Source organism: Leifsonia sp. (assembly GCF_051955155.1).
Taxonomy (GTDB): Bacteria; Actinomycetota; Actinomycetes; order Actinomycetales; family Microbacteriaceae; genus Leifsonia.
In genome coordinates this window covers 34,502-57,313 of record NZ_JBQCGZ010000086.1, presented here as the reverse complement: position 1 = coordinate 57,313, position 22,812 = coordinate 34,502, and the positions used below count along the sequence as shown (strand labels likewise).

23 protein-coding genes and 1 pseudogene are annotated in these 22,812 nt (G+C 71.4%); 17 read left to right on the top strand and 7 right to left on the bottom strand.

Going from position 1 to position 22,812, the window contains the following annotated elements; all coding sequences use genetic code 11:
• The first annotated feature begins 1 nt into the window (after window position 1).
• Genes ACTHMF_RS08960 through dmpG form a run of 9 tightly spaced genes read left to right on the top strand, consistent with a single transcriptional unit; the run spans window position 2 to window position 7,636 of the window.
• Window positions 2-1,363, top strand: a complete 1,362-nt coding sequence (locus tag ACTHMF_RS08960) for an aromatic ring-hydroxylating oxygenase subunit alpha (RefSeq protein ID WP_440317168.1) — start codon at window positions 2-4, stop codon at window positions 1,361-1,363.
• Complete coding sequence (locus ACTHMF_RS08955; protein WP_440317167.1) at window positions 1,364-1,705, top strand: bifunctional 3-phenylpropionate/cinnamic acid dioxygenase ferredoxin subunit; 342 nt, start codon at window positions 1,364-1,366, stop codon at window positions 1,703-1,705. It abuts the gene before it with no gap.
• Entirely contained in the window at window positions 1,702-2,958 is a 1,257-nt protein-coding gene (locus tag ACTHMF_RS08950) for an NAD(P)/FAD-dependent oxidoreductase (RefSeq protein ID WP_440317166.1), read from the top strand. The genes ACTHMF_RS08955 and ACTHMF_RS08950 overlap by 4 nt, the downstream gene beginning before the upstream one ends.
• On the top strand, window positions 2,955-3,554 hold the full coding sequence (locus ACTHMF_RS08945; protein WP_440317165.1) for an aromatic-ring-hydroxylating dioxygenase subunit beta: 600 nt from the start codon (window positions 2,955-2,957) through the stop codon (window positions 3,552-3,554). Before ACTHMF_RS08950 ends, ACTHMF_RS08945 begins: the two co-directional genes overlap by 4 nt.
• 21 nt (window positions 3,555-3,575) lie before the next feature.
• A complete protein-coding gene (locus ACTHMF_RS08940; protein ID WP_440317164.1) occupies window positions 3,576-4,433 on the top strand; it encodes an alpha/beta fold hydrolase in 858 nt (285 codons plus the stop codon).
• The gene (locus ACTHMF_RS08935; RefSeq protein WP_440317163.1) at window positions 4,430-5,272 is read left to right on the top strand and encodes an SDR family NAD(P)-dependent oxidoreductase; all 843 of its coding nucleotides are present in this window, start codon (window positions 4,430-4,432) and stop codon (window positions 5,270-5,272) included. The genes ACTHMF_RS08940 and ACTHMF_RS08935 overlap by 4 nt, the downstream gene beginning before the upstream one ends.
• Entirely contained in the window at window positions 5,269-5,640 is a 372-nt protein-coding gene (locus tag ACTHMF_RS08930) for a hypothetical protein (protein WP_440317162.1), read from the top strand. Before ACTHMF_RS08935 ends, ACTHMF_RS08930 begins: the two co-directional genes overlap by 4 nt.
• A gap of 2 nt (window positions 5,641-5,642) precedes the next feature.
• Window positions 5,643-6,596, top strand: a complete 954-nt coding sequence (locus ACTHMF_RS08925; RefSeq protein ID WP_440317161.1) for an acetaldehyde dehydrogenase (acetylating) — start codon at window positions 5,643-5,645, stop codon at window positions 6,594-6,596.
• Window positions 6,593-7,636, top strand: coding sequence for a 4-hydroxy-2-oxovalerate aldolase (dmpG, locus tag ACTHMF_RS08920; protein WP_440317160.1), 1,044 nt, complete (start codon window positions 6,593-6,595; stop codon window positions 7,634-7,636). The genes ACTHMF_RS08925 and dmpG overlap by 4 nt, the downstream gene beginning before the upstream one ends.
• On the opposite strand, the pseudogene ACTHMF_RS08915 reads toward dmpG, so the two are convergent.
• Window positions 7,596-8,339: pseudogene (locus tag ACTHMF_RS08915) on the bottom strand (formylglycine-generating enzyme family protein). The gene dmpG and the pseudogene ACTHMF_RS08915 overlap by 41 nt on opposite strands.
• 159 nt (window positions 8,340-8,498) lie before the next feature.
• On the opposite strand from ACTHMF_RS08915, the gene ACTHMF_RS08910 reads away from it, so the two are divergent.
• The 8 genes from ACTHMF_RS08910 to csrA all read left to right on the top strand — a co-directional run bounded on the left by ACTHMF_RS08910 (window position 8,499) and on the right by csrA (window position 15,038).
• Entirely contained in the window at window positions 8,499-8,984 is a 486-nt protein-coding gene (locus tag ACTHMF_RS08910; protein WP_440317159.1) for a flagellar biosynthetic protein FliO, read from the top strand.
• On the top strand, window positions 8,981-9,817 hold the full coding sequence (fliP, locus tag ACTHMF_RS08905) for a flagellar type III secretion system pore protein FliP (protein ID WP_314148021.1): 837 nt from the start codon (window positions 8,981-8,983) through the stop codon (window positions 9,815-9,817). Before ACTHMF_RS08910 ends, fliP begins: the two co-directional genes overlap by 4 nt.
• The gene (locus ACTHMF_RS08900; RefSeq protein WP_314148020.1) at window positions 9,814-10,089 is read left to right on the top strand and encodes a flagellar biosynthetic protein FliQ; all 276 of its coding nucleotides are present in this window, start codon (window positions 9,814-9,816) and stop codon (window positions 10,087-10,089) included. Before fliP ends, ACTHMF_RS08900 begins: the two co-directional genes overlap by 4 nt.
• Window positions 10,089-10,850 carry a flagellar biosynthetic protein FliR gene (locus ACTHMF_RS08895; protein WP_440317158.1) on the top strand — a complete coding sequence of 254 codons (762 nt, stop codon included), beginning with the start codon at window positions 10,089-10,091 and terminating at the stop codon, window positions 10,848-10,850. The genes ACTHMF_RS08900 and ACTHMF_RS08895 overlap by 1 nt, the downstream gene beginning before the upstream one ends.
• Entirely contained in the window at window positions 10,847-12,001 is a 1,155-nt protein-coding gene (locus tag ACTHMF_RS08890; RefSeq protein ID WP_440317157.1) for an EscU/YscU/HrcU family type III secretion system export apparatus switch protein, read from the top strand. The genes ACTHMF_RS08895 and ACTHMF_RS08890 overlap by 4 nt, the downstream gene beginning before the upstream one ends.
• Window positions 11,998-14,046, top strand: a complete 2,049-nt coding sequence (locus tag ACTHMF_RS08885) for a flagellar biosynthesis protein FlhA (RefSeq protein ID WP_440317156.1) — start codon at window positions 11,998-12,000, stop codon at window positions 14,044-14,046. The genes ACTHMF_RS08890 and ACTHMF_RS08885 overlap by 4 nt, the downstream gene beginning before the upstream one ends.
• Window positions 14,024-14,740 (top strand): hypothetical protein, encoded by a 717-nt coding sequence (locus ACTHMF_RS08880; protein WP_440317155.1) that lies wholly within the window; start codon window positions 14,024-14,026, stop codon window positions 14,738-14,740. The genes ACTHMF_RS08885 and ACTHMF_RS08880 overlap by 23 nt, the downstream gene beginning before the upstream one ends.
• 61 nt (window positions 14,741-14,801) lie before the next feature.
• Entirely contained in the window at window positions 14,802-15,038 is a 237-nt protein-coding gene (gene csrA, locus ACTHMF_RS08875) for a carbon storage regulator CsrA (RefSeq protein ID WP_314148014.1), read from the top strand.
• Here csrA and ACTHMF_RS08870 read toward each other — a convergent pair.
• From ACTHMF_RS08870 to ACTHMF_RS08845, 6 genes are all read right to left on the bottom strand, one after another.
• Window positions 15,016-15,630: a GNAT family N-acetyltransferase gene (locus tag ACTHMF_RS08870; protein WP_440317154.1), complete on the bottom strand. Its 615-nt coding sequence runs from the start codon at window positions 15,628-15,630 to the stop codon at window positions 15,016-15,018. The two genes, csrA and ACTHMF_RS08870, sit on opposite strands and share 23 nt — an antisense overlap.
• Before the next feature lie 134 nt (window positions 15,631-15,764).
• Window positions 15,765-16,523 (bottom strand): SDR family NAD(P)-dependent oxidoreductase, encoded by a 759-nt coding sequence (locus ACTHMF_RS08865; protein WP_440317153.1) that lies wholly within the window; start codon window positions 16,521-16,523, stop codon window positions 15,765-15,767.
• Window positions 16,514-17,665: an ATP-NAD kinase family protein gene (locus ACTHMF_RS08860; protein WP_440317152.1), complete on the bottom strand. Its 1,152-nt coding sequence runs from the start codon at window positions 17,663-17,665 to the stop codon at window positions 16,514-16,516. Before ACTHMF_RS08860 ends, ACTHMF_RS08865 begins: the two co-directional genes overlap by 10 nt.
• Complete coding sequence (gene gcvPB, locus ACTHMF_RS08855; protein ID WP_440317151.1) at window positions 17,662-19,266, bottom strand: aminomethyl-transferring glycine dehydrogenase subunit GcvPB; 1,605 nt, start codon at window positions 19,264-19,266, stop codon at window positions 17,662-17,664. The genes ACTHMF_RS08860 and gcvPB overlap by 4 nt, the downstream gene beginning before the upstream one ends.
• Window positions 19,263-20,639 (bottom strand): aminomethyl-transferring glycine dehydrogenase subunit GcvPA, encoded by a 1,377-nt coding sequence (gene gcvPA, locus ACTHMF_RS08850; protein ID WP_440317150.1) that lies wholly within the window; start codon window positions 20,637-20,639, stop codon window positions 19,263-19,265. The genes gcvPB and gcvPA overlap by 4 nt, the downstream gene beginning before the upstream one ends.
• Complete coding sequence (locus ACTHMF_RS08845; protein WP_440317149.1) at window positions 20,636-22,669, bottom strand: beta-galactosidase; 2,034 nt, start codon at window positions 22,667-22,669, stop codon at window positions 20,636-20,638. The genes gcvPA and ACTHMF_RS08845 overlap by 4 nt, the downstream gene beginning before the upstream one ends.
• Window positions 22,670-22,812 lie beyond the last annotated feature (143 nt).

Genomic DNA, 22,812 nt, shown 5'->3' with positions numbered 1-22,812 from the left:
GATGACGATCACCAAGCTGCCCAGCACACACGAGGGTCAGCGGCCTGAGTACCCCAGCGGTGATCTGTGCCGACCGGCCGAACTCATCCCGGGCGTGGACGTCAGCGGCATGGTCGACGCGGACAACGGGCTCGTCGACCGGGCGATCTTCACCGACCACCGCCTCTACCAGCAGGAGCAGGCGCGCGTCTTCGCGGCGAGCTGGCTGTTCCTCGGCCACGCCGACCAGCTGGCAAAGCCCGGCGACTTCTTCACGACGTTCATGGGCGAGGACCCGGTCATCGTCGCCAAGGACAAGAGCGGTCGCATCCGCGCCTACCTCAACAGCTGCCGGCACCGTGGGGCGCGCGTGCTTCGCGCCGACTACGGCGCGACGAGGGCCTTCACCTGCACCTATCACGGCTGGTCGTACGACCTCGAGGGCACGCTGACCAGCGTGCCGAACGAGGACGGCTACCCGCAGGGCGAGTGGGACCGTGCGCAGTGGGGGCTCCTCGAAGTCGCCCAGCTCGACACGGTGCTCGGATTGATCTTCGCCACCTGGAACCCGGAGGCGCCGCCGCTGCTGGACCAGTTGGGCGACATGAAGTGGTACATGGAGGCGTTCCTCGACCGCGACTCCGAGGGGACGACCGTCGTCGGCGGCATCACCAAGTGGGTGCTCAAGGGCAACTGGAAGCTCGCCGCCGAACAGTTCGGAACCGACTGGTACCACGTGAACATGAGCCACGCGTCGGCGCTGATGGTGCTCTCGCCGACGGGCAAGGGACCCAAGGCCGAGATCGCCGACACCCGAGGGCGCCAATATTCGGACGAGCGCGGCAACGGTACCGGTTTCCCGACGCATCCCAAGAGCAGGTTCGATGCGCAACCGGTGCACGAGTACTACGACTACGCGGCGCTCCGGAAGCGCCTCGGCGATGCGCGGGCGGAGGGACCGATGACCACCGCGCACGCCACCGTGTTCCCGAACTTCTCGTACTTGCCGGTCAACGGCAGCATCCGGGTGTGGCACCCGAAGGGTCCGGACGCGATGGAGGTCTGGGCCTGGACCGTCCTCGACCGCTCGATGCCGGAGGAGGTGCGCAACGCGCAGCGTCTCTACAACCTGCGCACCTTCGGCCCGTCCGGCATCTTCGAGCAGGACGACGGAGAGAACTGGAGCGAGATCCAGGCGATCTCGCACGGCTGGCGTACCAACACCCTCCCGCTCAACTATCAGATGGGCATCGGCAGCGAGCGTCACGACAGCGATTACCCGGGGTCGACGAGCGGCCTGTACAGCGACTCGGCCGGCCGCCGGTTCTACCGACGCTGGGCAGAGCTGATGAATACGCCTGCCTGGCACGAGAGGGGCGAGTGAATGGCCGAGGGAATCGTCGTCGCCACCACGGGCGACGTCCCGGACGGCGAAGGGATCGCGGTCGCGGCGGACGTCCTCGGCACAGTCGACGACGTCGCCGTTTTCAACGACGGCGGCGAGTTCTATGCGCTCGACGACACCTGCTCGCACGAGAAGGCGTCCCTGGCGGAGGGCTGGGTCGAGGACGGTGCCGTCGAGTGCCCGCTGCACAGCGCTCGGTTCTGTCTCGCAGACGGTTCGGTGCTGTCGATGCCGGCCACGAGGGCTGTGGCCTGTCACCGGGTGGTCGTCGACGGCGACGATATCCGTGTCATCCCCGATCCTGGACGGCTGCGCGAATGAGTGGCGGCACCCCACGGGACGCGGGAGACGTCGTCATCGTCGGCGGCGGTCTCGCCGGCTTCAGCGCGGCCACCCGGTTGCGCGCCCTCGGGCACGAGGGCGGGATCACGATCGTGGACACCGAGCCGGCCGTCTACGATCGGCCGCCGCTCTCGAAGGAGCTGTTCGCCGAGGACTTCGGGCTCGAACGCCTCGCCTTCGCCTCGGCGCGCGAGCTCGCTGAGGCGCGGATCGCGACCCTTTTGGGCACGCGCGCTGTCGACCTCGATCCGGTCGAGGCGCGGGTGCGGCTGGACACCGGCGAGGGTCTGCACGCGGACACGGTGCTGATCGCCACCGGGGGCCGGGCGCGGGTGCTCCCGATTCCCGGCGCCGACGGAGAGGGCGTCCTGTCGCTGCGGACGTACGCGGACGCGGTGGCCATCCGGGACAGGGCGCACCCCGGGTCGACGGCCGTCGTCGTCGGCGCCGGCCTGATCGGCGCGGAGCTCGCCTCGTCCCTCCGGAGCCGTGGCGTCGCCGTCACGCTCGTCGATCCCGTCGAGGTGCCCCTGGCGCCCGCGGTCGGGGAGCGGATGGCCAGGCATCTGCACGGGATGCACACCGAGCACGGCATCGCGGTGGTGGTCGGGGTCTGCGAGCGCATCGACAGGTTGGACGGACGCTTGTCGGTGGTCGTCGACGGCCGCGCGTTCGACGCCGATCTCGTCGTCGTCGGCGTCGGCATCGTCCCGAACAGCGAGATCGCGGAGCGAGCCGGCCTTCACGTGGACGACGGCGTCATCGTCGACGAACGGATGCGCACATCGGCTGATCGCGTCTTCGCCGCGGGCGATGTCGCACGCCGCCGGCAGCCGGACGGCGTTCTCGCCCGGCGCGAGGAGCACTGGGAGGCTGCGCAGTCCTCCGGCGCGGCGGCGGCCTCCTGCATCCTCGGGCTGGACGCGCCCGAACGAGGAGCCGGATGGTTCTGGTCGGACAGGCACGGCATCCACCTCGAGGCTGTCGGCCGTCTGAGCGGCCCGGGAAAGGTCGTCATCCGCGAGGGCGCGCAGCACCCCGCGGTGTTCCTGATCGAGGACGGCCAGCTGGCCGGGGCGGCGACGGTGGACGACGCGAACACCGTCCGCGCGGCCCGCCGTCTGATCGACCAGCGCATCCCGGTGTCGGCTGCCGAACTCGCAGACCCGGCGGTGCCGCTGCGCGCGCTGCTGAAGGCGTCACGAGACGCAGAAAGTGGGATGAGAGCATGACCGAGACCTTCCTGAACCCGCAGACGCTGAACGGGGCGACCTCGGACAGTCCGTCGATCCTGAGCGACGAGATCGACGGGATGCGGCTGGCCGACGCCGAGACGCACTTCGAGGTCGGCCAGTTCTACATCCTCGAAGCGGAGTTCCTCGACGACGGACGGTTCGCCGACTGGCTGGAGATGCTGGCGGACGACCTGCACTACTGGGCGCCGACCCGGACGAACCGGGTGCGGCGGCAGCAGGCGCTCGCCGTGTCGGCGCCGGGTGAGGCGGCGTTCTACGACGAGACGAAGGAGTCGCTCGCCTGGCGGATCCGGCGCTACGACTCGGGCATGGCCTGGGCGGAGGACCCGCCGAGCCGCACCCGCCACCTGATCTCGAACGTTGCTGCGCGCGTCCGGTCGGACGGACTGCTGCAGGTCAGGAGCGCCTTCCTCGTCTACCGGAATCGTCTCCAGACCGAGGTCGACATCTATGCGGGCGGGCGCGTCGACATCGTGCGCAGGCAGGGCGTGCACGGGTTCGAGGTGGCCAAGCGCACGATTCTGTTCGAGCAGAGCGTCCTGCTGATGAAGAACATCAGCACCTTCTTCTGAGACGACACCGAGGAACCGAGAATGATCGCAACACCGGAACTGCACACGCGCACGATCGAGACCTCCCTGGGGTCGATCGGTGTCACCATCGTGGGCGATGGCGAGCCCCTCGTCCTGTTGCACGGCGGAGGGCCGGGGGCCAGCGCGCTCGCGAACTACCGCGACAACCTCGACGCCTTCGCCGGTTTCCAGGTGATCCTTCCGGACCAACCGGGTTTCGGGGCGAGCTATCGCCCGACGGAAGCGGATCTCGCCGAGCGGTCGATCACCGAGATCACCGTCGATGCGATGTACCAGACGCTGCACGCGCTCGGGATCGACCAGTTCCACCTCCTCGGCAACTCGCTAGGAGGAGCCGCCGCCCTCGCGATGGCCATCGCGCATCCGAGCCGGGTGCTGCGTCTGGTGCTGATGGCGCCGGCTGGCGGCTGGCTGCCGACGGGCCCGACGCCGACCGAGGGACAGAAGGAGATGTTCCGCTACTACAACGGCGACGGTCCGAGCCTGCGCAAGATGAAGAACTTCATCCGGGTGATGGTCGCGAATCCCCGGCTCTTCGACGACGCTGCGATCCACGCGAGGTACGAGGCCTCGCTCGACCCCGACCACGTCGCGTTCTATCACCGGCTCAACGCGGCGTTCGCCGCGCGACGCGGGATGGATCCGCTGTGGAAGGATCTGGACCGGATCACCGCCCCGACGCTGCTGCTGTGGGGCCGCGACGATCGCACCATCACCCTCGACGGTGCGTGGATCATGCTGCGCACCCTGCGGGACGTCCGGTTGCACGTCTTCGGAGGATGCGGCCACTGGGTCCAGGTGGAGCGGAAACCGGAATTCGAGCGACTCGTCTCCGAGTTCCTTGGGACGGGCGCATGACCGGCTGGCTGGAGGGCGATGTCGCCCTGATCACCGGGGGTGGCTCCGGCATCGGCAAGGCGATCGCGCTGCGTTTCCTGCGGGAGGGCGCGGCGGGAGTGGCCGTCGTCGGGCGCGATGCCGCACGTCTGGAGAGCGTCGTCGCGGCCGCCGGCCAAGACGCCGGCCGGGTCCTCGCCATCCAGGGCGACGTCCGCTCGGCGGACGACATGCTCGCCGCAGTGGACCGCACGGTCCGGCGGTTCGGGACGCTCGACATCCTCGTCCCGAACGCCGGAATCTGGGACTTCAACGCCTCGATCACGCGCACCAGCACCGCCGAGCTGGCCTCGATCTACGACGAACTCTTCGACATCAACGTCAAGGGCTACCTGCTCGCGGTGTCGGTCGCCTGGCCGGAGCTCGTGGAGAGCAGGGGCAGCATCGTGATGACGCTGTCCAACGCCTCGTTCTACAGTGCGGGTGGCGGGCCCGTCTACACGGCGGCGAAGCACGCGACGCGCGGACTGGTGACCCAACTCGCCTACGAACTCGCGCCGAAGGTGCGGGTCAACGGCGTTGCGGTCGGCGGCCTGCGCACCGACCTGCGCGGGCCGGCAGCAGCCCGGATGCAGGAGCGGTCGATCGAGCAGTCCTTCGCCAAGCGCGACGGCTCCCGGGGACCGAACATGTGGCTGCCGCTGCACGACGCAAGCGTCGACCCCGTCGACTCCACGGGGCCGTACGTGCTGCTGGCGTCCCGGCGAGAGGCGGGCGTCATCACCGGCGCGATCGTCAACGCCGACGGCGGCATCGGGATTCGCGGCTTCGCGACGGCAGCGGGAGGTGACGACTTGTGACGACCACCGATCGAGTGTTCCGCTTCGGTGCGGGCACGGTGACGGCGGAGCGGGTGCGCGGCGGCGAGCTCGCCGATGCCTACCCCGCGGGCGCGAACGACCTGGAACTGCGGGTGTCCGGCGACGTCACAGCCTCTGAACTGGGCGAGGCATCCCGCGCGGCGCTTGAGGAGGCGCCGCGCTGCCGGCGCGTGGTCCTCGCCGTTCCGGAGCGCGACCTCGCCGCGATCGGCTGGGCCGAGGACGCCGGTTTCCGCTACGTGGTCGACGTCGAACTCCGCAGCGGCGGTCGGTCCCTGCTGGTCAGCGAGCCGCAGTGGGTGCTCGACCAGCCGCACATCCTCGAAGACATTCCCCTGAAGGAGTGAGCATGTCAAAGACACCTGCCGCCATCATCGGATCGGGCAACATCGGCACCGACCTGATGTTCAAGATCCTCCGCCTTTCCGACACCCTGGAGATGGGGATGATGGTCGGCATCGATCCGGCCTCCGATGGGCTCGCCCGCGCGGCCCGTCTCGGCATCGAGACGACGCACGAAGGGGTGGACGGCCTCATCGGCTGCTCGCGCTTCGACGATATCGGCATCGTCTTCGATGCGACGAGCGCGTTGGCACACGTGGCGAACGCCGACGCGCTCCGGCAGTACGGCAAGCTCATCGTCGACCTGACGCCGGCCGCGATCGGCCCGTACGTCGTGCCGGCGGTCAACCTCGATGCGCACGTGGACGCGGACGAGGTCAACATGGTGACCTGCGGAGGCCAAGCGACCATCCCGGTCGTCGCGGCCATCGCTGCGATCACGCCCGTGCACTACGCCGAGATCGTCGCGTCCATCGCCTCCGCATCCGCGGGCCCCGGCACCCGGGCGAACATCGACGAGTTCACCGAGACCACGTCCGCTGCCCTGGAAGCGGTGGGCGGTGCGGCGAGAGGCAAGGCGATCATCGTGCTCAACCCCGCCGAGCCGCCGATGATCATGCGCGACACCGTCCAGGTGCTCACTCGCAGGCTCGACGGCGCGATCCGTACGCGGGTCGAGGAGTCCGTAGCGGAGCGGGTGGCGCAGGTCGCCGGCTATGTCCCCGGCTACCGGCTGAAGCAGGCGGTCCAGTTCGAGGACCAGGGCGACGAGGTCGACACGATCGTCCCCGACGACCGGCGTGACCCGGGCGGATACACGCGCGTGAGCGTGTTCCTGGAGGTGCAGGGAGCAGCCATGTATCTGCCGGAGTACGCGGGCAACCTCGACATCATGACCAGCGCAGCGCTTCGCACCGCGGAGCGCCTGATCGCCGCGCGTCGCAGCGAGGCGGCAGCATGACCGCCGTGTACCTGCAGGACGTCACCCTCCGTGACGGGATGCACGCCATCCGGCACCGGCTGAGCCCGGAGCACGCGGCCCGGATCGCCGGGGCGCTCGATGCGGCCGGTGTCGACGCGATCGAGGTCTCCCACGGCGACGGGCTGTCCGGCAGCTCGCTCACCTACGGTCCGGGGTCGAACAGCGACTCCGAGTGGATCGCAGCCGTCGCCGCCGTCGTGGAGAACGCGACTCTGACCACTCTGCTGCTGCCCGGTATCGGCACGCTGCACGACCTGCGTCGTGCGTTCGATGCCGGCGTACGCTCGGTCCGTGTCGCGACCCACTGCACGGAGGCGGATGTCGCCGCCCAGCACGTCGCGGCGGCGCGCGAGTGGGGCATGGACGTGTCGGGGTTTCTGATGATGGCGCACCTGTCCGATCCCGCGTCCCTCGCCGCGCAGGCGAAGCTGATGGAGTCGTACGGCGCGAACTGCGTGTACGTGACCGATTCCGCGGGCAGGCTCACGATGGACGGCGTCCGCGACCGGATCGCGGCCTACCGCGACGTGCTGGACCCGGGGACGCAGATCGGCATCCATGCGCACCAGAACCTGTCGCTGGCGGTGGCGAACTCCATCGTCGCGGTGGAGGCGGGGGCATGCCGGGTGGATGCATCGCTCGCCGGGCACGGAGCCGGAGCGGGCAACACTCCGATCGAGCCGTTCGTCGCTGCCGCCCGGCTGCAGGGCTGGGAGGTCGCGGCCGACCTGTTCGCCCTGCAGGACGCCGCGGACGATCTGGTCCGGCCCCTCCACGATCGGCCCGTGCAGGTCGATCGCGAAACCCTCTCTGTGGGTTATGCGGGCGCGTACTCGAGCTTCCTGCGGCACGCGGAAGCCGCGGCGGCGCGGCACGGGATCGACGCGAGGGACATTCTGGTCGAGGTCGGCCGTCGCCGGCTGATCGGGGGGCAGGAGGACATGATCACGGACGTCGCTCTCGACCTCGCTGAAGGCCTCAGCGCCGCGGGGTCCAGCCGGGAGGCAGCGGGGCGGTGATGGCCGCGCGCTCGGCGTCGGCCGCCGCCGACCAGCCCTGCGCGGCGTCCACCGCGTCGAAGCCGCCGCGGGCGACGCGGAAGCCGAGGTCCTCGTGCTGCGTGCGCGGGGAGCCGCCGCGGCGTGTCGACGCGCGGACGCTCCAGGCGTCGTCGGCGAAGCCGCCGCCGCGGAACACCCGGTAGTCGTCGTAGCGGGCGGGGTCGAGGAAGTCCCAGCACCACTCCCAGACGTTCCCGAGGGTGTCGAACAGCCCGTTCAGGTTGGGCATCCTGCCGCCGACGTCGTGCGGGGCGGACAGGCCGTCCGCGCTCGTCCACGCGACCTCGCAGAGCGGGGCGTAGTGCGGGGCCGTCTAGCCGGCGCGGCTCGCGTGCTCACACTCCGCCTCGGTGGGCAGGCGGTAGCCGTCGGAGTCGACGTGCCAGGTGACGTCCTCGCCGTCGAACGAGTATGCGGGGTCGAGGCCCTCCCACTCGGAGGCGGCGTTGCAGAACCGGATGGCGCGCAGCCAGCTGATCCCGGTCGCCGGGCGGCGGGGGTGCGCGGCGGGCTCGCCGATCAGCTCGGCGACCTGCTGCTCGGTGACCGCGTAGACGCCGATCTCGAACGACTCCAGCTCCACGCTCCAGCGCCGCTTCTGGCGCGCGTCGTGCAGCGCGACGGTGCCCGGCGGGATGTACGCCAGCTCGATGTCAGTCACGGACCCCAGCCTCCCACGCCACTCCCGCCATCCGTTCCGGAGTTGTGCACGCATCCGGTCGGCGTGTTGCGTGAACAACTCCGGAACGGATGGCGGGGGATGGGGCGGGACGGGCACGGGCGCCTAACGGGGGCGCGGGGGCGGCCGATAGTCGCACCCGTGGAGACCCTGTTCGTCGCCCTCCGGGTGCTCGTCGTCCTCGGCGTGATCGTCGGGCTGCTGTGGTTCGTGCAGCGCCGCGTCGCCAAGGGCCGCGGGCTCGGCGGCCGTTCCCGGCGTGGCAACGCCGTGTCGGTCGTCGGCCGCCAGGGGGTCGGGCCGAAGGCGTCGGTCGTCGTCGTGGATGTGGACGGCAACCGGTTCGTGCTCGGCGTGACGGAACGAGAGGTGAGCGTGCTGTACGCCGGAGCCCGTCCGCAGGAGGCGGACGCAGAGGTGACCCCTCTGGTGCCGGTGCGCAGGACCTTCGCCAAGGACGTGCCGGCGGCGGACGCCGCGGCGCGGGTCTCCACGGACAGCAGGCAGGATGCCGACTTCCTCACGGCGCAGGGACGCGCCTCGGTCTTCGACGAGGCACTCAAAGGCTCGATCCTGTCACCGGCGACGTGGCGACAGGCGGGCTTGGCGGTGCGGCCCAAGAAGTGACGGCCGCCCGCGCGCCGCGGCTCGCCCGCTTCGCGGTCGCCGCCGTCCTCGTCGCGCTCATCGCCCTCGCGTTCCTGCTGCTGAACGCCACGACCGCGCACGCCGTCCCCACCCCGTCCCCGGTGCCGACCCCGAGCGGCCCGGCCGGACCGGGCGGCGGCACCGGCATCACCGTCGACATCAACGGCCCGAACGGAACGCCGAACGCGGCCATCCTGACCCTCGTCGGCATCACCGTGCTGTCGATCGCGCCGGCGCTGCTGCTGATGATGTCGTCGTTCACGAAGATCTTCGTGGTGCTCGCGATCACGAGGAACGCACTCGCGCTGCCGTCCATCCCGCCGAACCAGGTGCTCGCCGGCCTCGCGCTGTTCCTCAGCCTGTTCATCATGAGCCCGGTGCTGGTGGACATCAACAGCACCGCCGTCCAGCCCTACCTCGCCGGGCACATCGACTTCACCGCGGCCGTGCACGCCGCGGAGGCCCCGCTGCGCGGGTTCATGGCCGCGCACACGCGCGAGGAGGACATCGCGCTGATGACCAGGGCGGCCGGCCGGCCGAACCCGGAGTCGGCGTCCGCCGTCCCCATGCTCACGCTCATCCCGGCGTTCATGATCTCGGAGCTGCGCGCGGCGTTCATCATCGGCTTCGTGATCTTCGTGCCGTTCCTCGTGATCGACATGGTCGTCTCGGCCGCGCTGATGTCGATGGGCATGATGATGCTGCCGCCGGTGATGATCTCGCTGCCGTTCAAGATCCTGCTGTTCGTTCTGGTCGACGGCTGGGGGCTGATCGTCACGAGCCTGATCACGAGCTACCGGGGCGGCGGATGAACGCGAACGCCGTCCTCGACATCGCCATGCAGGGCCTGCTGGTCACGGCGAAGCTCGCCGCGCCCATCGTGGTGACCGCCCTGGTGGTCGGCTTCGCGATCTCGCTCATCCAGTCGATCACCCAGATCCAGGAGGTGACGCTCTCCTTCGTGCCGAAGGCCGCGGCCGTCGCCGTCGCCCTGATCATCTGCGGGCAGTGGATGATCTCCGAGCTGGTCTCGTTCACGCACGTGCTGTTCGAGAAGATCCCGATGCTGCTGGGCGGCGGCTGATGAACATCCCCATCGACCTCGCCGCCATCGAGGCGATCGCCCTCGCGTCGCTGCGCATGGTCGCCTTCCTGGTGATCGCGCCGCCGTTCTCGTACAACGGCTTCCCCGCGCAGGTGAAGGGGATGCTCGCGATCGGCCTCGCCATCGCGGTCGCCCCGCGCGTCGGCGCCGGCTACCACACGGCGGACACCGGCGTCTTCCTGCTCGACATGGTCAAGGAGCTCGCGGTGGGGGCGACGCTCGGCTTCCTGGTCTTCCTGACCTTCGCGGCCATCCAGTCTGCTGGCAGCCTGATCGACCTGTTCGGCGGCTTCCAGCTGGCGCAGGCGTTCGATCCGCAGTCGATGATCAACGGCGCCCAGTTCACCCGGATGTTCCAGCTGACCGCGCTGGCGCTGCTGTTCGCGACCGGCGGCTACCAGCTGATCATCGGCGGCCTGGTGCGGACCTTCGACGCCGTTCCCCTCGCCTCCGGGCTCGGGATGGCGGACCCGGCGAAGGCGATGGTCACCGGCCTCACCCAGATGTTCCTCTCCGCCCTGCAGATCGCGGGGCCGCTGATCGTCGTGCTGTTCCTCGCGGACATGGCCCTCGGCCTGCTCACCAGGGTCGCGCCGGCGCTCAACGCGCTCGCGCTCGGCTTCCCGCTCAAGATCATGCTCACGATCGTCCTGGCGGCGGTCGTGTTCGTCGCCCTGCCCGGCGTGGTGTCGTCGCTGACCGACGGCGCCGTCAAGACGATGCTGGGGGTGACGCGGTGAGCGACGCCCAGGAACGCACCGAACAGGCGACCGACAAGCGGATGAAGGAGGCGCGCCAGAAGGGCCGCCTCGCCAAGTCCACCGACCTCACCGCCTGGGTCGGCGTCGGCGCCGCCGCCGTGATGCTGCCGTTCACGCTTCAGCGCGGAAGCGACGCCGCGCTCGATCAGCTGTTCTCGGTGCGCTCGGTGATCGAGAGCCCCGACCCGGCGAAGGCGGTTGCGGCGCTGGGGGACGGGCTCGGCAGCATCATGGCGACGGTCGGGCCGATGCTCGTCGTCGGCGCGATCGCGGTGATCGGCGCCGCCGCGGTGCAGGGTGGCATCCACGTCAAGCGGCTCTCGGGCAAGTTCGAGCAGTTCAACCTGGTCACGGGATTCACCCGCGTGTTCGGGATGCGCGCGCTCTGGGAGGGCGCGAAGACCCTGCTCAAGTCCGCGGTGGTCGGCATCGGGCTGTTCCTGGTGGTGCAGGGGCTGATGCCGACGCTGCTGACCTCCGGGAGCATGCCGCTCTCCTCGCTGCTGTCCGCGGCGAGCGGCGGCGCGGCGGGCCTGCTGCAGGCGGCGGTCGGCGCCGGCCTCGTGCTCGCCGGGCTGGATGTCCTGGTCGTGATGCGCAGGAACCGCAAGCACACCCGCATGACCAAGCGCGAGGTGCGCGACGAGAACAAGAACACCGACGGCGATCCGCTGATCAAGTCGCAGCGCCGCTCCCGGCAGCTGGCGATGAGCCGCAACCGGATGATCGCGGCGATCGGCGGCTCGGACGTCGTGCTCGTCAACCCGACGCACATCGCGATCGCCATCAAATACGAACCGGGCAAGTCCGCACCCCGCGTGGTCGCCAAGGGTGCGGGGGCCATCGCGCTGCGCATCCGCGAGAAGGCGGAGGAGGAGCGCGTTCCGGTCGTGAAGGACATCCCGCTCGCCCGGGCGCTGCACGCGGGCTGCCGGCTCGGCGACGAGATCCCGGTCGAGCTCTACAATGCGGTCGCCCGGGTGCTCGCGTTCGTCATGTCCCTGAAGGCGCGCGGGGCGGCGGCCGGCGTGCACACCATGCCGTCGCCGTCGCCCGTCCCCTCGGCCGCCCCGTCGGCCGCACCCGGCGCCGCGCGCGCCGGAGCCGTTCCCGCAGGAGGTCTGTCATGAAGTCCACCGCCGCGAAGGTCGCCGTCCCGATCGGCGTCGTCGGCATCATCATGCTGCTGGTGATCCCGGTGCCCGCCTGGCTGCTGGACACGCTGATCATCGTCAACATCATGCTGGCGCTGGTCATCCTGCTCACCACGATGTTCGTGAAGAAGCCGCTCGACTTCTCAGTGTTCCCCTCGCTGCTGCTGGTCGCCACGCTGTTCCGGCTCGGCCTCAACGTCGCATCCACCCGGCTCGTGCTCGGCGACGGCTACGCGGGCCAGGTCATCCAGGCGTTCGGGCACGTCGCCGTCGGCGGCTCGATCATCATCGGCGCCGTGGTGTTCCTCATCCTGATCGTCATCCAGTTCATCGTCGTGACGAAGGGCGCGGAGCGCGTCGCCGAGGTCGGCGCGCGCTTCACCCTCGACGCCATGCCGGGCAAGCAGATGGCCATCGACGCGGACCTGAACGCCGGGCTCATCACGGAGGAGCAGGCCAGGGCGCGTCGCGCGGAGGTCTCGGCGGAGGCGGACTTCTACGGCGCGATGGACGGCGCGAGCAAGTTCGTGAAGGGCGACGCGATCGCCGGCATCCTCATCATCGTCATCAACGTGGTCGGCGGCATCGCGCTCGGCATGATCCAGCGCGGCATGGAGCTCGTCGACGCGGTCAACTCCTACACGCTGCTGACGATCGGCGACGGCCTGGTGACGCAGATCCCCGCCCTGCTGATGGCGGTCTCGACCGGCATGATCGTGACCCGCTCGAACGCGGAGACCGAGATCGGCACCACCGCCAGCGGGCAGCTCAGCCAGTCGCGCAACGCGCTCACGATCGCGGGCTGCGCCGCCATCGTCATGGCGCTGATCCCGGGGATGCCGCCCATCCCGTTCGTGCTCGTCGGCGCCTTCCTGGTGCTCGCCGCGCAGCGCATCAAGACCTCGCAGGCCGCTGCCAAGAAGGCGAAGGCGGCGCAGGCCGCCGTCGCGAACGCGGGCAAGACCGAGACGACAGAGGACCTGATGGAGCAGATGCGGGTGCACGCGCTCGAGATCACGCTCGCGCCGGACCTGGTCGACATCGTGAGCGGCACCACGGACGACCTGCTCGCCCGGGTGCGCGCGCTGCGCCGCAAGATCGCTCTGGAGCTCGGGGTGATCGTGCCTCCGGTGCGCACGCGCGACAGCGCGGAGCTGCCGCCGTCCACGTACGTGATCAAGATCGCCGGCGTGGAGGCGGGTCGCGGGCAGGCGCCGGGCGGCCGGGTGCTCGCGCTGGGCGACGCGCTGGACGGGCTGCCCGGAACGCCGACGGTCGAGCCGGTGTTCGGCCTCCCCGCCAAGTGGATCCCGTCCGAGATGCGGCACAGCGCCGAGCTGGGCGGCGCGACGGTGATCGACCGGGTCTCGGTGCTCATCACGCACCTGTCGGCGATCATCACCGCGAACGCTGCACGGCTGCTCACCCGCGAGGACGTCCGCCAGCTCACCGAGGGCGTCAAGCAGGTGAACCCGCCCGCGGTGGAGGAGCTCATCCCGAACCTGCTCTCGCTGGCGGAGGTGCAGCGGGTGCTGCAGGGGCTGCTCGCCGAGCAGGTGCCGATCAACGACCTGCCGCGCATCCTGGAGGCGCTGGCGCTCCGGGCGAAGGTGTCGAACGACCCGGAGGGGCTGGTGGAGGCCGCGCGCGGCGCGCTCGGGCCGGCCGTGGTCGCCCCGCACCTCGACGGCGGGACGCTGCGCGTGATCATGATCGACCCCGGGCTCGAGCAGGCGATGCTGGAGGGGCTGCGGCCGGCGGAGAACGGCACCCAGATCGTGCTCGACCCGACCCGCCTGGAGGCGGTGCTCGGCTCGATCCGGCAGACCGCGACGCAGCTGGACGAGGCGAACGTCTCCGCCGTCCTGGTCTGCGCGCCGGCCCTGCGGCCGGCGATCCGGAGACTCGTGGCCGGTCAGCTGTCCGGCCTGGCGGTGCTCAGCTATCAGGAGGTGACCGCCGTGCAGGCGACGATCGAGACGGTGGGGGTGGTGAGGATTGCGGAGCCGATCGCGGCCTGAGTGGCTGGGCGCCGACGAGCTGGAGGAGGTGCTGCCGGCGGTGTCGACGTCGTCGGCGGCCTTCGCGGCCATCCTCGACGACCTCGTGCGCACCACGGACCTCCCCGCGCCCGCCGCTCCTCCCGCACCGCCCGCTTCTCCCGCACCCGCCGCTCCTCCCGCCCCCTCTGAGTCGCCGAAGGGCATGTTGTTGTCGCTTTCGGGCGCTGAAAGCGACAACAACGTGCCCCTCGCCGCCACGTTCGCGCCGCCTCCCGCGCGGCTGCGGGGCAAGGGCGACCTGACGCTGGTGGTCGGGCTCGGCGGCGACGCGCTCGCCGCGGCCCGGGTGCTCGCGGTCTCGGCCGATGCGGGCGGCGAGGCGCTCGTGATCGCAGATCGACGGGATGCGCTTGCGGCGCGGGCGGACGGCGTGCGCGGCGAGCATCCCGCGGTCGGCGCGTTCAGCCTGCCCGGCGTGGATGCCGTGCCCGGCCTGGCAACGGAACTCGCGGGCATCGCGCCCGACCAGGTCTGGGTCGCGGTGGACGCGAGCCGCAAGACGCAGGACACCGCGCACTGGGTGCAGGCGGTGGACGCCGTGCTCGCGGTGGACGGCATCGCGGCCACCGGTGCCGCGCTCACCGCGTCCCCGGACGAGGTCCGCGGACTCGGCCTCCCCGTGCTCTGGCTCGACGCCCCGCCCGAGCGGTGAGAGGGCGCGGAGGCCGACGGCTGCGGTTCCGCGGGCCCGTCGCCGCGGATAGGCTGGACCGATGCTGGTTCTGACGCGCAAGCCCGGTGAGAGGGTGCTGATCGGGGACGACATCGTCGTCACCATCCTGGACGCGCGAGGGGACGGCGTGCGCATCGGGATCGACGCACCGCGCGGCATCCGCATCCAGCGCGACGAGGTCGTGAAGGCCGTGAGCGAGGCCAATCAGGAGGCGCGCGAGCAGGCTGCAGGCACGGACGACGCCGAAGCTCTCATCAAGAAGTCGCTGGGACTCTGACCGCCGGAACCACGGCGCGCATCACGCAGTGGTTCTTGCCCTTCGGCCTGATGTAGGTGAACCCGGCCGCCTCGAAGACGCTCCGGGTGGCGTTGTAAAGGAACGTCGCCGAAACCGGCTTACCCGGTGTGTCCTGCGGATACGTCTCCACGACGCCGCCTCCGGCGTCCGCGATCAGCTCGAGGGCGCCCGCGACGGCGACGTGCGCGATCCCGCGATGCCGTTGCCGCCGGTCCACGAAGACGCACGTGATGCGCCAGTCCGGGAGCGGATCGCCCGCCGACTCCACCTGTCTGCGGTGCATGATGCCCGGCAGCTCTGCGGGGCTCCCGTATTGCGCCCAGCCGATCGCGACGTCGCCGTCGAACACGAGCGCGGCGTGCGCCCGGCCTGCGCGTACGAGGTCGTGCTTGAAATCGCGCGCGAAGCTCGCGGGGCGCGCCTGCGACTCCGCCGTCGGCGCCGAGTGCGTCTCACGGTGGAACCACGTGCAGTAGCAGCCGCCGAAGCCGCCGCCGCTGTGCCGGTCGCACAGAGCGACGAAGGCGTTCCAGGTGTCCTCGCTCAGAGGACGGATCGTGAGCTCGTCCACGGCGTCATCATCCTCCAGGTGAGGTCGTCGTGCGAGCTCGAAAGCGCGACTGACCCCGCCCGGTATTTCTGCCGCTGCTCGAGCAGGGGGCAGACGTTCCGGACGGGGTCAATCGCGGCGTGGGAGAACGACGGTCAGGCGATGCCGCCGCCGTCGACGACCAGGGCGGAGCCGGTGACGTACGAGGACTCGTCGCTCGCGAGCCAGACGACGGCCGCAGCGATCTCCTCAGGCTCGCCCATCCGGCGCAGCGGGCGGTCGGCGGCCTCGGCGAGGAACGAGCCGGTCTCCTGGCCGAGCTGGCGGGCCTCGTCGCGCAGCATCCCGGTGTTCACGTCGCCCGGGTTCACGGAGTTGACCCGGATACCCTGGGGGCCGTGGTCGATCGCCAGCGCGCGGGTCATGTTGACGACGGCGCCCTTGGAGGCGCAGTAGGAGATCGCCTGGCCGCCGCCCTTCAGCCCCCAGCCGCTTCCGGTGTTGATGATGGAGCCCGCGCCCTTCTCGGCCATGATCGGCACGACGTGTTTGCACATCAGGAAGATGCCGCGCACGTTCACACCGAAGACGCGGTCCCACTCCTCGACGGTGGTCTCCACCGCGGTCGTGCGGCGGATGATGCCGGCGTTGTTGAAGGCGATGTCGATGCCGCCGAACTGCTCGGCGGCCGCCGCGACGACGCGCTCGACGTCGGGCTCCGCGGAGACGTCGGCGCCGAACGCGATCGCCTCGCCGCCCGCGGCGCGGATCTCGGCGGCGACGGCCTCGGCGGCATCCTGCTCGAGGTCGACGACGGCGACCCGCGCGCCCTCCGCCGCGAGGGCGAGGGAGGTGGCGCGGCCGATGCCGCCCGCTCCTCCGGTGACGATGGCGGACTTGCCGGCTAGACGCATTCGGGTTCTCCTTCGATGGGGGCCGCGGTGGCGGCACTGACAGGGTAGAGGCTCGCGGTGGAGGGGCCGGTGACCACGAGGACGTGGCCGGCCAGCCGCAGGTCGAGCCGGGGGTCGCCGGTGTCGACCAGCAGGGGCCGGCCGGCGAGGTCGATGAGCTTCTGCTCGGTGGCGACTACGAGCAGGGGATGGTCGCCGAGCGCGGCGATCACGCGCGCGGACAGCTGCTGGTTGCCGCGGCCGAGGAGGAAGCCCTGGCCGCCGATCACCGTCACGACGGCCTGCGCCTCGTGCCCCGCGACGGCGGAGAGCGCCTGCTGCTCCGTGACGTCCCGGGCGAGCAGGCGGCCGTCCGCCACGATGTCCACGCCGAGCGGGCTGGTGTCGAGTCCCAGTGCGCGGCCCACCGCGGCGGTCGTCCCGCCCGGGCCGAGCAGATAGCGCACGCCCGGACGCATCCGCGCAACGGCTCCCGCGGCCGCGGCGCGCACGGCCTCCCGCTCGCTCGCGGGGGTCGCCGCCTTCCGCGCCTGGGTGCGGCCGGGGGAGGCGGGGACGTCGACGAGCGCGAACAGGCGCGGGTCGGGCCGCCCGGCCCGCATCAGGTCCTCGTCCAGGTCGAGCACCTCGACCGTCGCGGTGGGCGCGGGATGGGCGATCCAGTCGGCGGCGACGGCCCCGGCCGAGGCGGGGCCGACGGCGAAGCAGCCGGAGTACATCTTCACGCCGGCGGGGATGCCGAGCACGGCGGCCCCGGCGGGCAGGCCGCGGGCGACGTCCCGTGCGGTCCCGTCGCCGCCCGCGAAGAGCACGAGCGAGGCTCCGGCCGCGTGGACGGCTCCCGCCGCACGCGCGGTGTCGTCGCCCGTCGTCTCCATATTCCCACCCGCGTATACGACGCGAGGGATCAGTCCGGCCGCGCGCACCGCATCCTCTCCGAGTGCGCCGCCGGCGGTGACGATCTCGAGACCGGGCCGCAGCGACGCGAGGACGCGCAGCGCCTCCGCGGCTCGCTCGCCCGCGCGCGCTCGGCCGCCGCGGCGCATCGCCTCGCGCTGCACCGCGGCGCCGTCGCTGCCGGCGAGCCCGGCGGGCCCGCCGATCCCGGCGACCGGGTTCACGACGAGCCCGATGGCGTTCACGCCGCCGCGTCCTCCGCGGAGGCCGCGACGGACGCACCCTCGCCGAAGTACTTGCGGCGGTAGGCGCGCCAGGTCACCGCCCAGCGCTCCGGGTCGTCCAGGTCGTCGTGGTGGGTGTGGTGGACCGTCTGATTGTGCGGCGCGCTGCGGACGACCTCCGGGGTCTCCCGCGCCTCGCGCGCGACCTCGGCGAGGACGACGGCGTACTCGTCCAGCTCGGCCTTGGAGTAGGACTCGGTCGGCTCCAGCGTGAACGGCTGCGGGACGACGTAGGGGTGGTGGCTCGTCCAGTAGTGCATCCCGAAGTCGGCCGCGCGGATGCCGATCTCCTCCGAGCTGACGCCGGTCTCCTCGAAGAGCTCCTGCCACGAGTAGCGGACTTGCTCGATGCGCCGGCGGCCGGTCGCGTACGGGGCGCTCGCCCCGGGGATCTCCAGGATGCGCTTCATCAGGTAGTTGTTGTTCAGCACCGCGGTCTCCGCGACCGCGCGGAGACCCGGAGCGCCGAGCGCCCGGATCCACGCGTAGGTGCGGACGATGTTCGGGACGACGCCGAAGAACGGCGCGACCGAGCCGATGGACTGCGGCCGGTCGGAGTCGATGACGAACCGGTCGCCGACCTTCTCCACGACCGGTCCCGGCAGGAACGGCGCCAGCGCCTCGGACACCGCGTTCGCGCCGGAACCCGGTCCGCCGCAGCCGTGCGGGGTGCCGAACGTCTTGTGCAGGTTGAAGTGGCAGACGTCGAAGCCCGCGTCCCTGGCGCGGGTGATGCCCAGGATGCCGTTGGCGTTCGCCTGGTCGTACGACGCGAGCGCGCCGACGGAGTGCGCGAGCTCCACCCATTCGCGGATACGCGGGTTGTAGATGCCGGTGTCCTCGGGATTGGTCACCATGATCGCGGCGGTGCGCGACGAGATCGCGGCGCGGAGGGCCTCGACGTCGGGGTAGCCGTCGGCGTCGGGGAAGATCGTGATGACCCGGTAACCGGCCATCTTGGCCGCGGCCGCGTTCGACGGGTGCGAGAAGATCGTGGTGATCACCTCGTCCCGCTGCTCGCCCTCGCCACGGGAAGCGTGATAGGCGCGGATCATCGAGATGTTCGCCCAGATCGCCTCCGAGCCGCCGCCGGTCTGCAGCGAGACCCGGCTCATCCCGGAGATCTCGGCCAGCATCCGCTCGGTGCGCCAGATGATCTCCAGCGCGCCCTGCGCCGACTCCGGGTCCTGCAGCGGGTGCAGGTCGGTGAGGTCGGGAGTGCGGATGATCGCCTCGTTCACCTTCGGGGCGTACTTCATCGTGCAGGTGCCCTGCCCTACGTCCACGTTCAGGTCGGCGCCGAGGTTCTCCTGACTGAGCCGGAGGTAGTGCTTGAGCACGCGCATCTGGCCGATCTCGGGCAGCGCGGGCGGCGCGGGGCGGCGGAGCGAGGGCCGCAGGTCGGCGACCACGTCGCCGACGACCGCACGGACGCCGTCCTCGGTCTGCGACGGCACGACACCGCGCTCGCCGGGGGTGTGCAGCTCGAAGACGATCGGCTCGTCCCAGCGCGCCTGGTGGAAGCGGCGCAGCGCTGGCTTGGGGGCGATGGGGAGGGTCATCGGGCGTTCTCCTTCAGGGCGGCGCCGAACGCGTCGGCCAGCTCGTCGATGTCGGTCTGGGTGTTCTGCTCGGTGACGCACACCAGCAGTCGGTCGTCGTCGAGCGCGAGGCCCGGCTCGAAGCCGCGCGCGCGGAGGGTGGACACGAGCTCCGGGGCGGTGAGCGCCGCCTCCCGCAGGTCGAGCACGAACTCGCGCAGGTGAACGGCGCCGTCGCCGGCGGCGACCCCGGGCAGCGCGGTCAACGCGTGCTGCGCGTACGCGGTGCGAGCGAGCAGGGTCTCGCCCAGCTCGGCCATGCCCTGCGGGCCCATCAGCGCCAGGTAGACGCCGGCGGCAATCCCCCAGAGGGCGGCGGCGGTGCCGACCCACTCCTTGCCCTCCTCGCGGAGCGCGAACGAGGTGCGGTCGTAGGCGACGTCGCCGAAGCCGTACTCGCCCGGGACGTCGGTGGACTCCAGCCCGAACAGGCGCGACGGCATCTCGATCACCAGGCGCGGGTCGTCGTCCACGGCGATGAAGCCGGCGTGCGCGCCGCCGTACCAGGGGTGCAGGCCGAGGGACTGGATGTCGCCGTGCAGGATGTCCGCGCCGAGGTCGGCGGGGGAGGCGAGGACGCCGAGCCCGATCGGGTCGACGCCCGCCACCAGCAGCGCACCCGCGGCGTGCGCCGCGTCGGCGAGCCCGGCGACGGCGGTCTCCAGAGCGCCGTGGAAGCTCGGGGTCTCCACCCAGACGGCGGCGGTGTCCGGCCCGATCAGCGCCGTCGCCGCCGCGGCGTCGGCCACGCCGTCCACCGTCGGCACGACGACCAGGTCGGCAACCGGCCGCACGTAGTCGCGCACCTTGGAGAGCTTGTCCGGGTGCGCATCGCTGACCAGCAGGATGCCGCGGCGGCCGGTGACGCGCGTCGCCATCGCGAGCGCGGTCGCCGCCGCCTGGTAACCGTCATAGGTGGGTACGTTGACGACGTCGCGGTTCAGCAGCTCGCCCATCAGCGACTGGTACTGGAACAGCGCCTGGAAGCGGCCGTGGTCCTCGTACGGCTCCCCCGCGTACGCGGTGAGGAACTCGCTGCGGTTGATGACTTCGTCCACGACCGCGGGCACGGCGTGGTGGTAGGTGCCGGCGCCGAGGAACAGGCGGCCGGGCTCGACCGCGCGGTTGCGGCGCAGCAGCCCGCCGACATGCCGCACCAGGTCCTGTTCGGCCACGAGCGGCTCCGGCAGGTCCAGGTCGCGGCCGAGGCGCAGGTCGGCCGGCACGTCCGCGTAGAACTCGTCGACGCTCGCCGCGCCGACCGCGTCGAGCATCGCCTGCCGCGACTCCGGCGCCGTGTTCGGCACGTAGGGATGGACGAAGGGGTGGGTCATGCTTGCCTCTCAGTGGTCGGGTGCTGGATGACGGAGACGCCGAACGCGCCGAGCGGGATGCCCGCACCGGCGTCCGAGCCGGTGAGCAGGTCGGTGCCGCCGGGGATGCGCGGAGCCGTCCGCGCGTCCCTGCCGTGGTTCAGCACGAAGGTGAAGTCGGTGCTCCCGTCGGTGCGGGTGACGATCTCGAGCGCGGTGTCCGGCTCGCGCGCCGCGACGCCCGCCTCGGCGAACACCGCGGAGAGCACGGCGCGCATCCCGTCCTCGCCGAGCCCGGCCGCGAGGTACCAGGCGGCGCCGGCGCCATGCGGGCGCCGGGTCAGCGCGGGAAGGCCGGCGAGGTCGCCGTCGGCGAACCGGGCGAGCACGTCCGTGCCGTCCGCCGCATCGATCCACTCGCCCCAGACGCGCGTGGGATGCACGACGCCGCCGAGCTCGACGGTGCGGTGCCCGCCGTCCGGCAGCGGCCACCACTCGTCCACCTCCACGCCGAGCAGGCCGCGCAGCGGGCCAGGGGCTCCGCCGTCGTGCACCTGCTCCCGGTGGTCGACGACGCCGGAGAACGGGCCGACGACGACGTGGCCGCCTGCCGCGACGAAGGCGGTGAGCGCCTCGGCCTGCTCGACGGTCGCCGCGTACAGGTTCGGCACGAGCACGACCCGGTGGTCGCCGAACGGCCCGGCGGCGCGCGCGACGTCGACCGGCTGGCCGAGCGCGAAGGCCGCGGCGTGCCACGCCCTGGCCTCGGTGAGCCAGTTCAGCCGCTGCGACGGCATCGACTCGGTCTGGGTCACGCCCCACCACGCGTCCCAGTCGGCGACCAGCGCGACGGAGGAGCGCACGCGCGTCCCACGCACCGGCTCCAGGAGCTTCAGCTCGGCACCGAGCGCCTTCGTCTCCCGGAAGCTGCGGCTGCGCTCGCCGCGATGGCCGAGCATCGCCGAGTGGAATTTCTCCGGGCCGAACTTCGCCTGCCGCCACTGGAAGAACATCACGCCGTCCGAGCCGTGCGCGACCGCCTGCAGGCTGCCGAGCCGCATCTGGCCCGGCGCCTTCGGGACGTTGACGTCCCGCCAGCTGACGGCGCTCGGCGCCTGCTCCAGGAGCAGCCACGGGCGGCCGTCCTTGAGGCTGCGCATCAGGCCGTAGTTGAGCGCGGCGCCGACGTGCGCGTGCGGGTCGGCGGGGTCGGGATACGCGTCATCGGTGACCAGGTCCTCGGCGTCGGCGAAGTCCCAGTAGTCGAGCTCGCGGAACAGGCTCATGAAGTTGGTCGTCACCGCGACCTCCGGCGTGACCTCGCGGAGCACATCCACCTCGGCGCGGAACAGCTCCAGCAGCGCGTCGGAGGAGAACCGCTCGAAGTCGACCACCTGGGCGGGGTTGATCGGTCCCGTCGCCGTGCGGGGCGGCTCGATCTGATCGAAGTCCAGGTAGTTCTGCCCCCAGCAGCTCGTGCCCCAGGCGGCGTTGAGCCCGGCGATGTCGCCGTAGCGCGCACGCAGCCAGCGCCGGAAGTGCCGTGCAGACTCCGGGCACCAGCAGCGGGCGACGTGGTCGCCGTACTCGTTCGAGACGTGCCAGAGAGCCAGCGCGGGATGTGCACCGTAGCGCTTGGCCAGCGCGCGGGTGAGCCGCAGCGCGGCCTCGCGGAAGACGGGGGAGCTCGGGCAGTACGACTGCCGGGAGCCGAACTCCAGGCGCACGCCGTCGGCGTTCCAGGGCAGCACCTCCGGGTGTTGGCGCACGAGCCACGCCGGGGGCGTCGCAGTCGCGGTCGCGAGGTCGACGGCGATGCCGTTCGCCCAGAGCAGGTCGATGATGCGGTCGAGTCCCGCGAAGTCGAAGCGCCCGGGCTCCGGCTCCAGCAGCGGCCAGGAGAAGACCGGGAGCGTCACGATGTTCACGCCCGCCTCGACCATGAGGCGGACGTCCTCCGCCCAGACGTCCTCCGACCACTGGTCGGGGTTGTAGTCGCCGCCGTAGGCGAGCGCGTCGAGCCGGATGCTCCGGGGCGCGGGGATCGTCATCGGTCTCCTCGGGGGATCTGCTGAGGGCTGCTGCTTGTGCGTCGCTCTGTGTCGACTGTATTCTGTATACAGTAACGCTAGAGCGAACGCAGCGACGGGTCAAGCCCTAAGCTGACGACCACGAGTCCGGCCGGGAGGGTCCA

Excerpts from the sequence above, each read along its gene's own strand:
- ACTHMF_RS08960 (WP_440317168.1), top strand. The coding sequence starts at position 2 with ATGACGATCACCAAGCTGCCCAGCACACACGAGGGTCAGCGGCCTGAG.
- ACTHMF_RS08955 (WP_440317167.1), top strand. The coding sequence starts at position 1,364 with ATGGCCGAGGGAATCGTCGTCGCCACCACGGGCGACGTCCCGGACGGC.
- ACTHMF_RS08950 (WP_440317166.1), top strand. The coding sequence starts at position 1,702 with ATGAGTGGCGGCACCCCACGGGACGCGGGAGACGTCGTCATCGTCGGC.
- ACTHMF_RS08945 (WP_440317165.1), top strand. The coding sequence starts at position 2,955 with ATGACCGAGACCTTCCTGAACCCGCAGACGCTGAACGGGGCGACCTCG.
- ACTHMF_RS08940 (WP_440317164.1), top strand. The coding sequence starts at position 3,576 with ATGATCGCAACACCGGAACTGCACACGCGCACGATCGAGACCTCCCTG.
- ACTHMF_RS08935 (WP_440317163.1), top strand. The coding sequence starts at position 4,430 with ATGACCGGCTGGCTGGAGGGCGATGTCGCCCTGATCACCGGGGGTGGC.
- ACTHMF_RS08925 (WP_440317161.1), top strand. The coding sequence starts at position 5,643 with ATGTCAAAGACACCTGCCGCCATCATCGGATCGGGCAACATCGGCACC.
- dmpG (WP_440317160.1), top strand. The coding sequence starts at position 6,593 with ATGACCGCCGTGTACCTGCAGGACGTCACCCTCCGTGACGGGATGCAC.
- ACTHMF_RS08900 (WP_314148020.1), top strand. The coding sequence starts at position 9,814 with ATGAACGCGAACGCCGTCCTCGACATCGCCATGCAGGGCCTGCTGGTC.
- ACTHMF_RS08895 (WP_440317158.1), top strand. The coding sequence starts at position 10,089 with ATGAACATCCCCATCGACCTCGCCGCCATCGAGGCGATCGCCCTCGCG.
- ACTHMF_RS08885 (WP_440317156.1), top strand. The coding sequence starts at position 11,998 with ATGAAGTCCACCGCCGCGAAGGTCGCCGTCCCGATCGGCGTCGTCGGC.
- csrA (WP_314148014.1), top strand. The coding sequence starts at position 14,802 with ATGCTGGTTCTGACGCGCAAGCCCGGTGAGAGGGTGCTGATCGGGGAC.
- ACTHMF_RS08865 (WP_440317153.1), bottom strand. The coding sequence starts at position 16,523 with ATGCGTCTAGCCGGCAAGTCCGCCATCGTCACCGGAGGAGCGGGCGGC.
- gcvPB (WP_440317151.1), bottom strand. The coding sequence starts at position 19,266 with ATGACCCTCCCCATCGCCCCCAAGCCAGCGCTGCGCCGCTTCCACCAG.
- gcvPA (WP_440317150.1), bottom strand. The coding sequence starts at position 20,639 with ATGACCCACCCCTTCGTCCATCCCTACGTGCCGAACACGGCGCCGGAG.
- ACTHMF_RS08845 (WP_440317149.1), bottom strand. The coding sequence starts at position 22,669 with ATGACGATCCCCGCGCCCCGGAGCATCCGGCTCGACGCGCTCGCCTAC.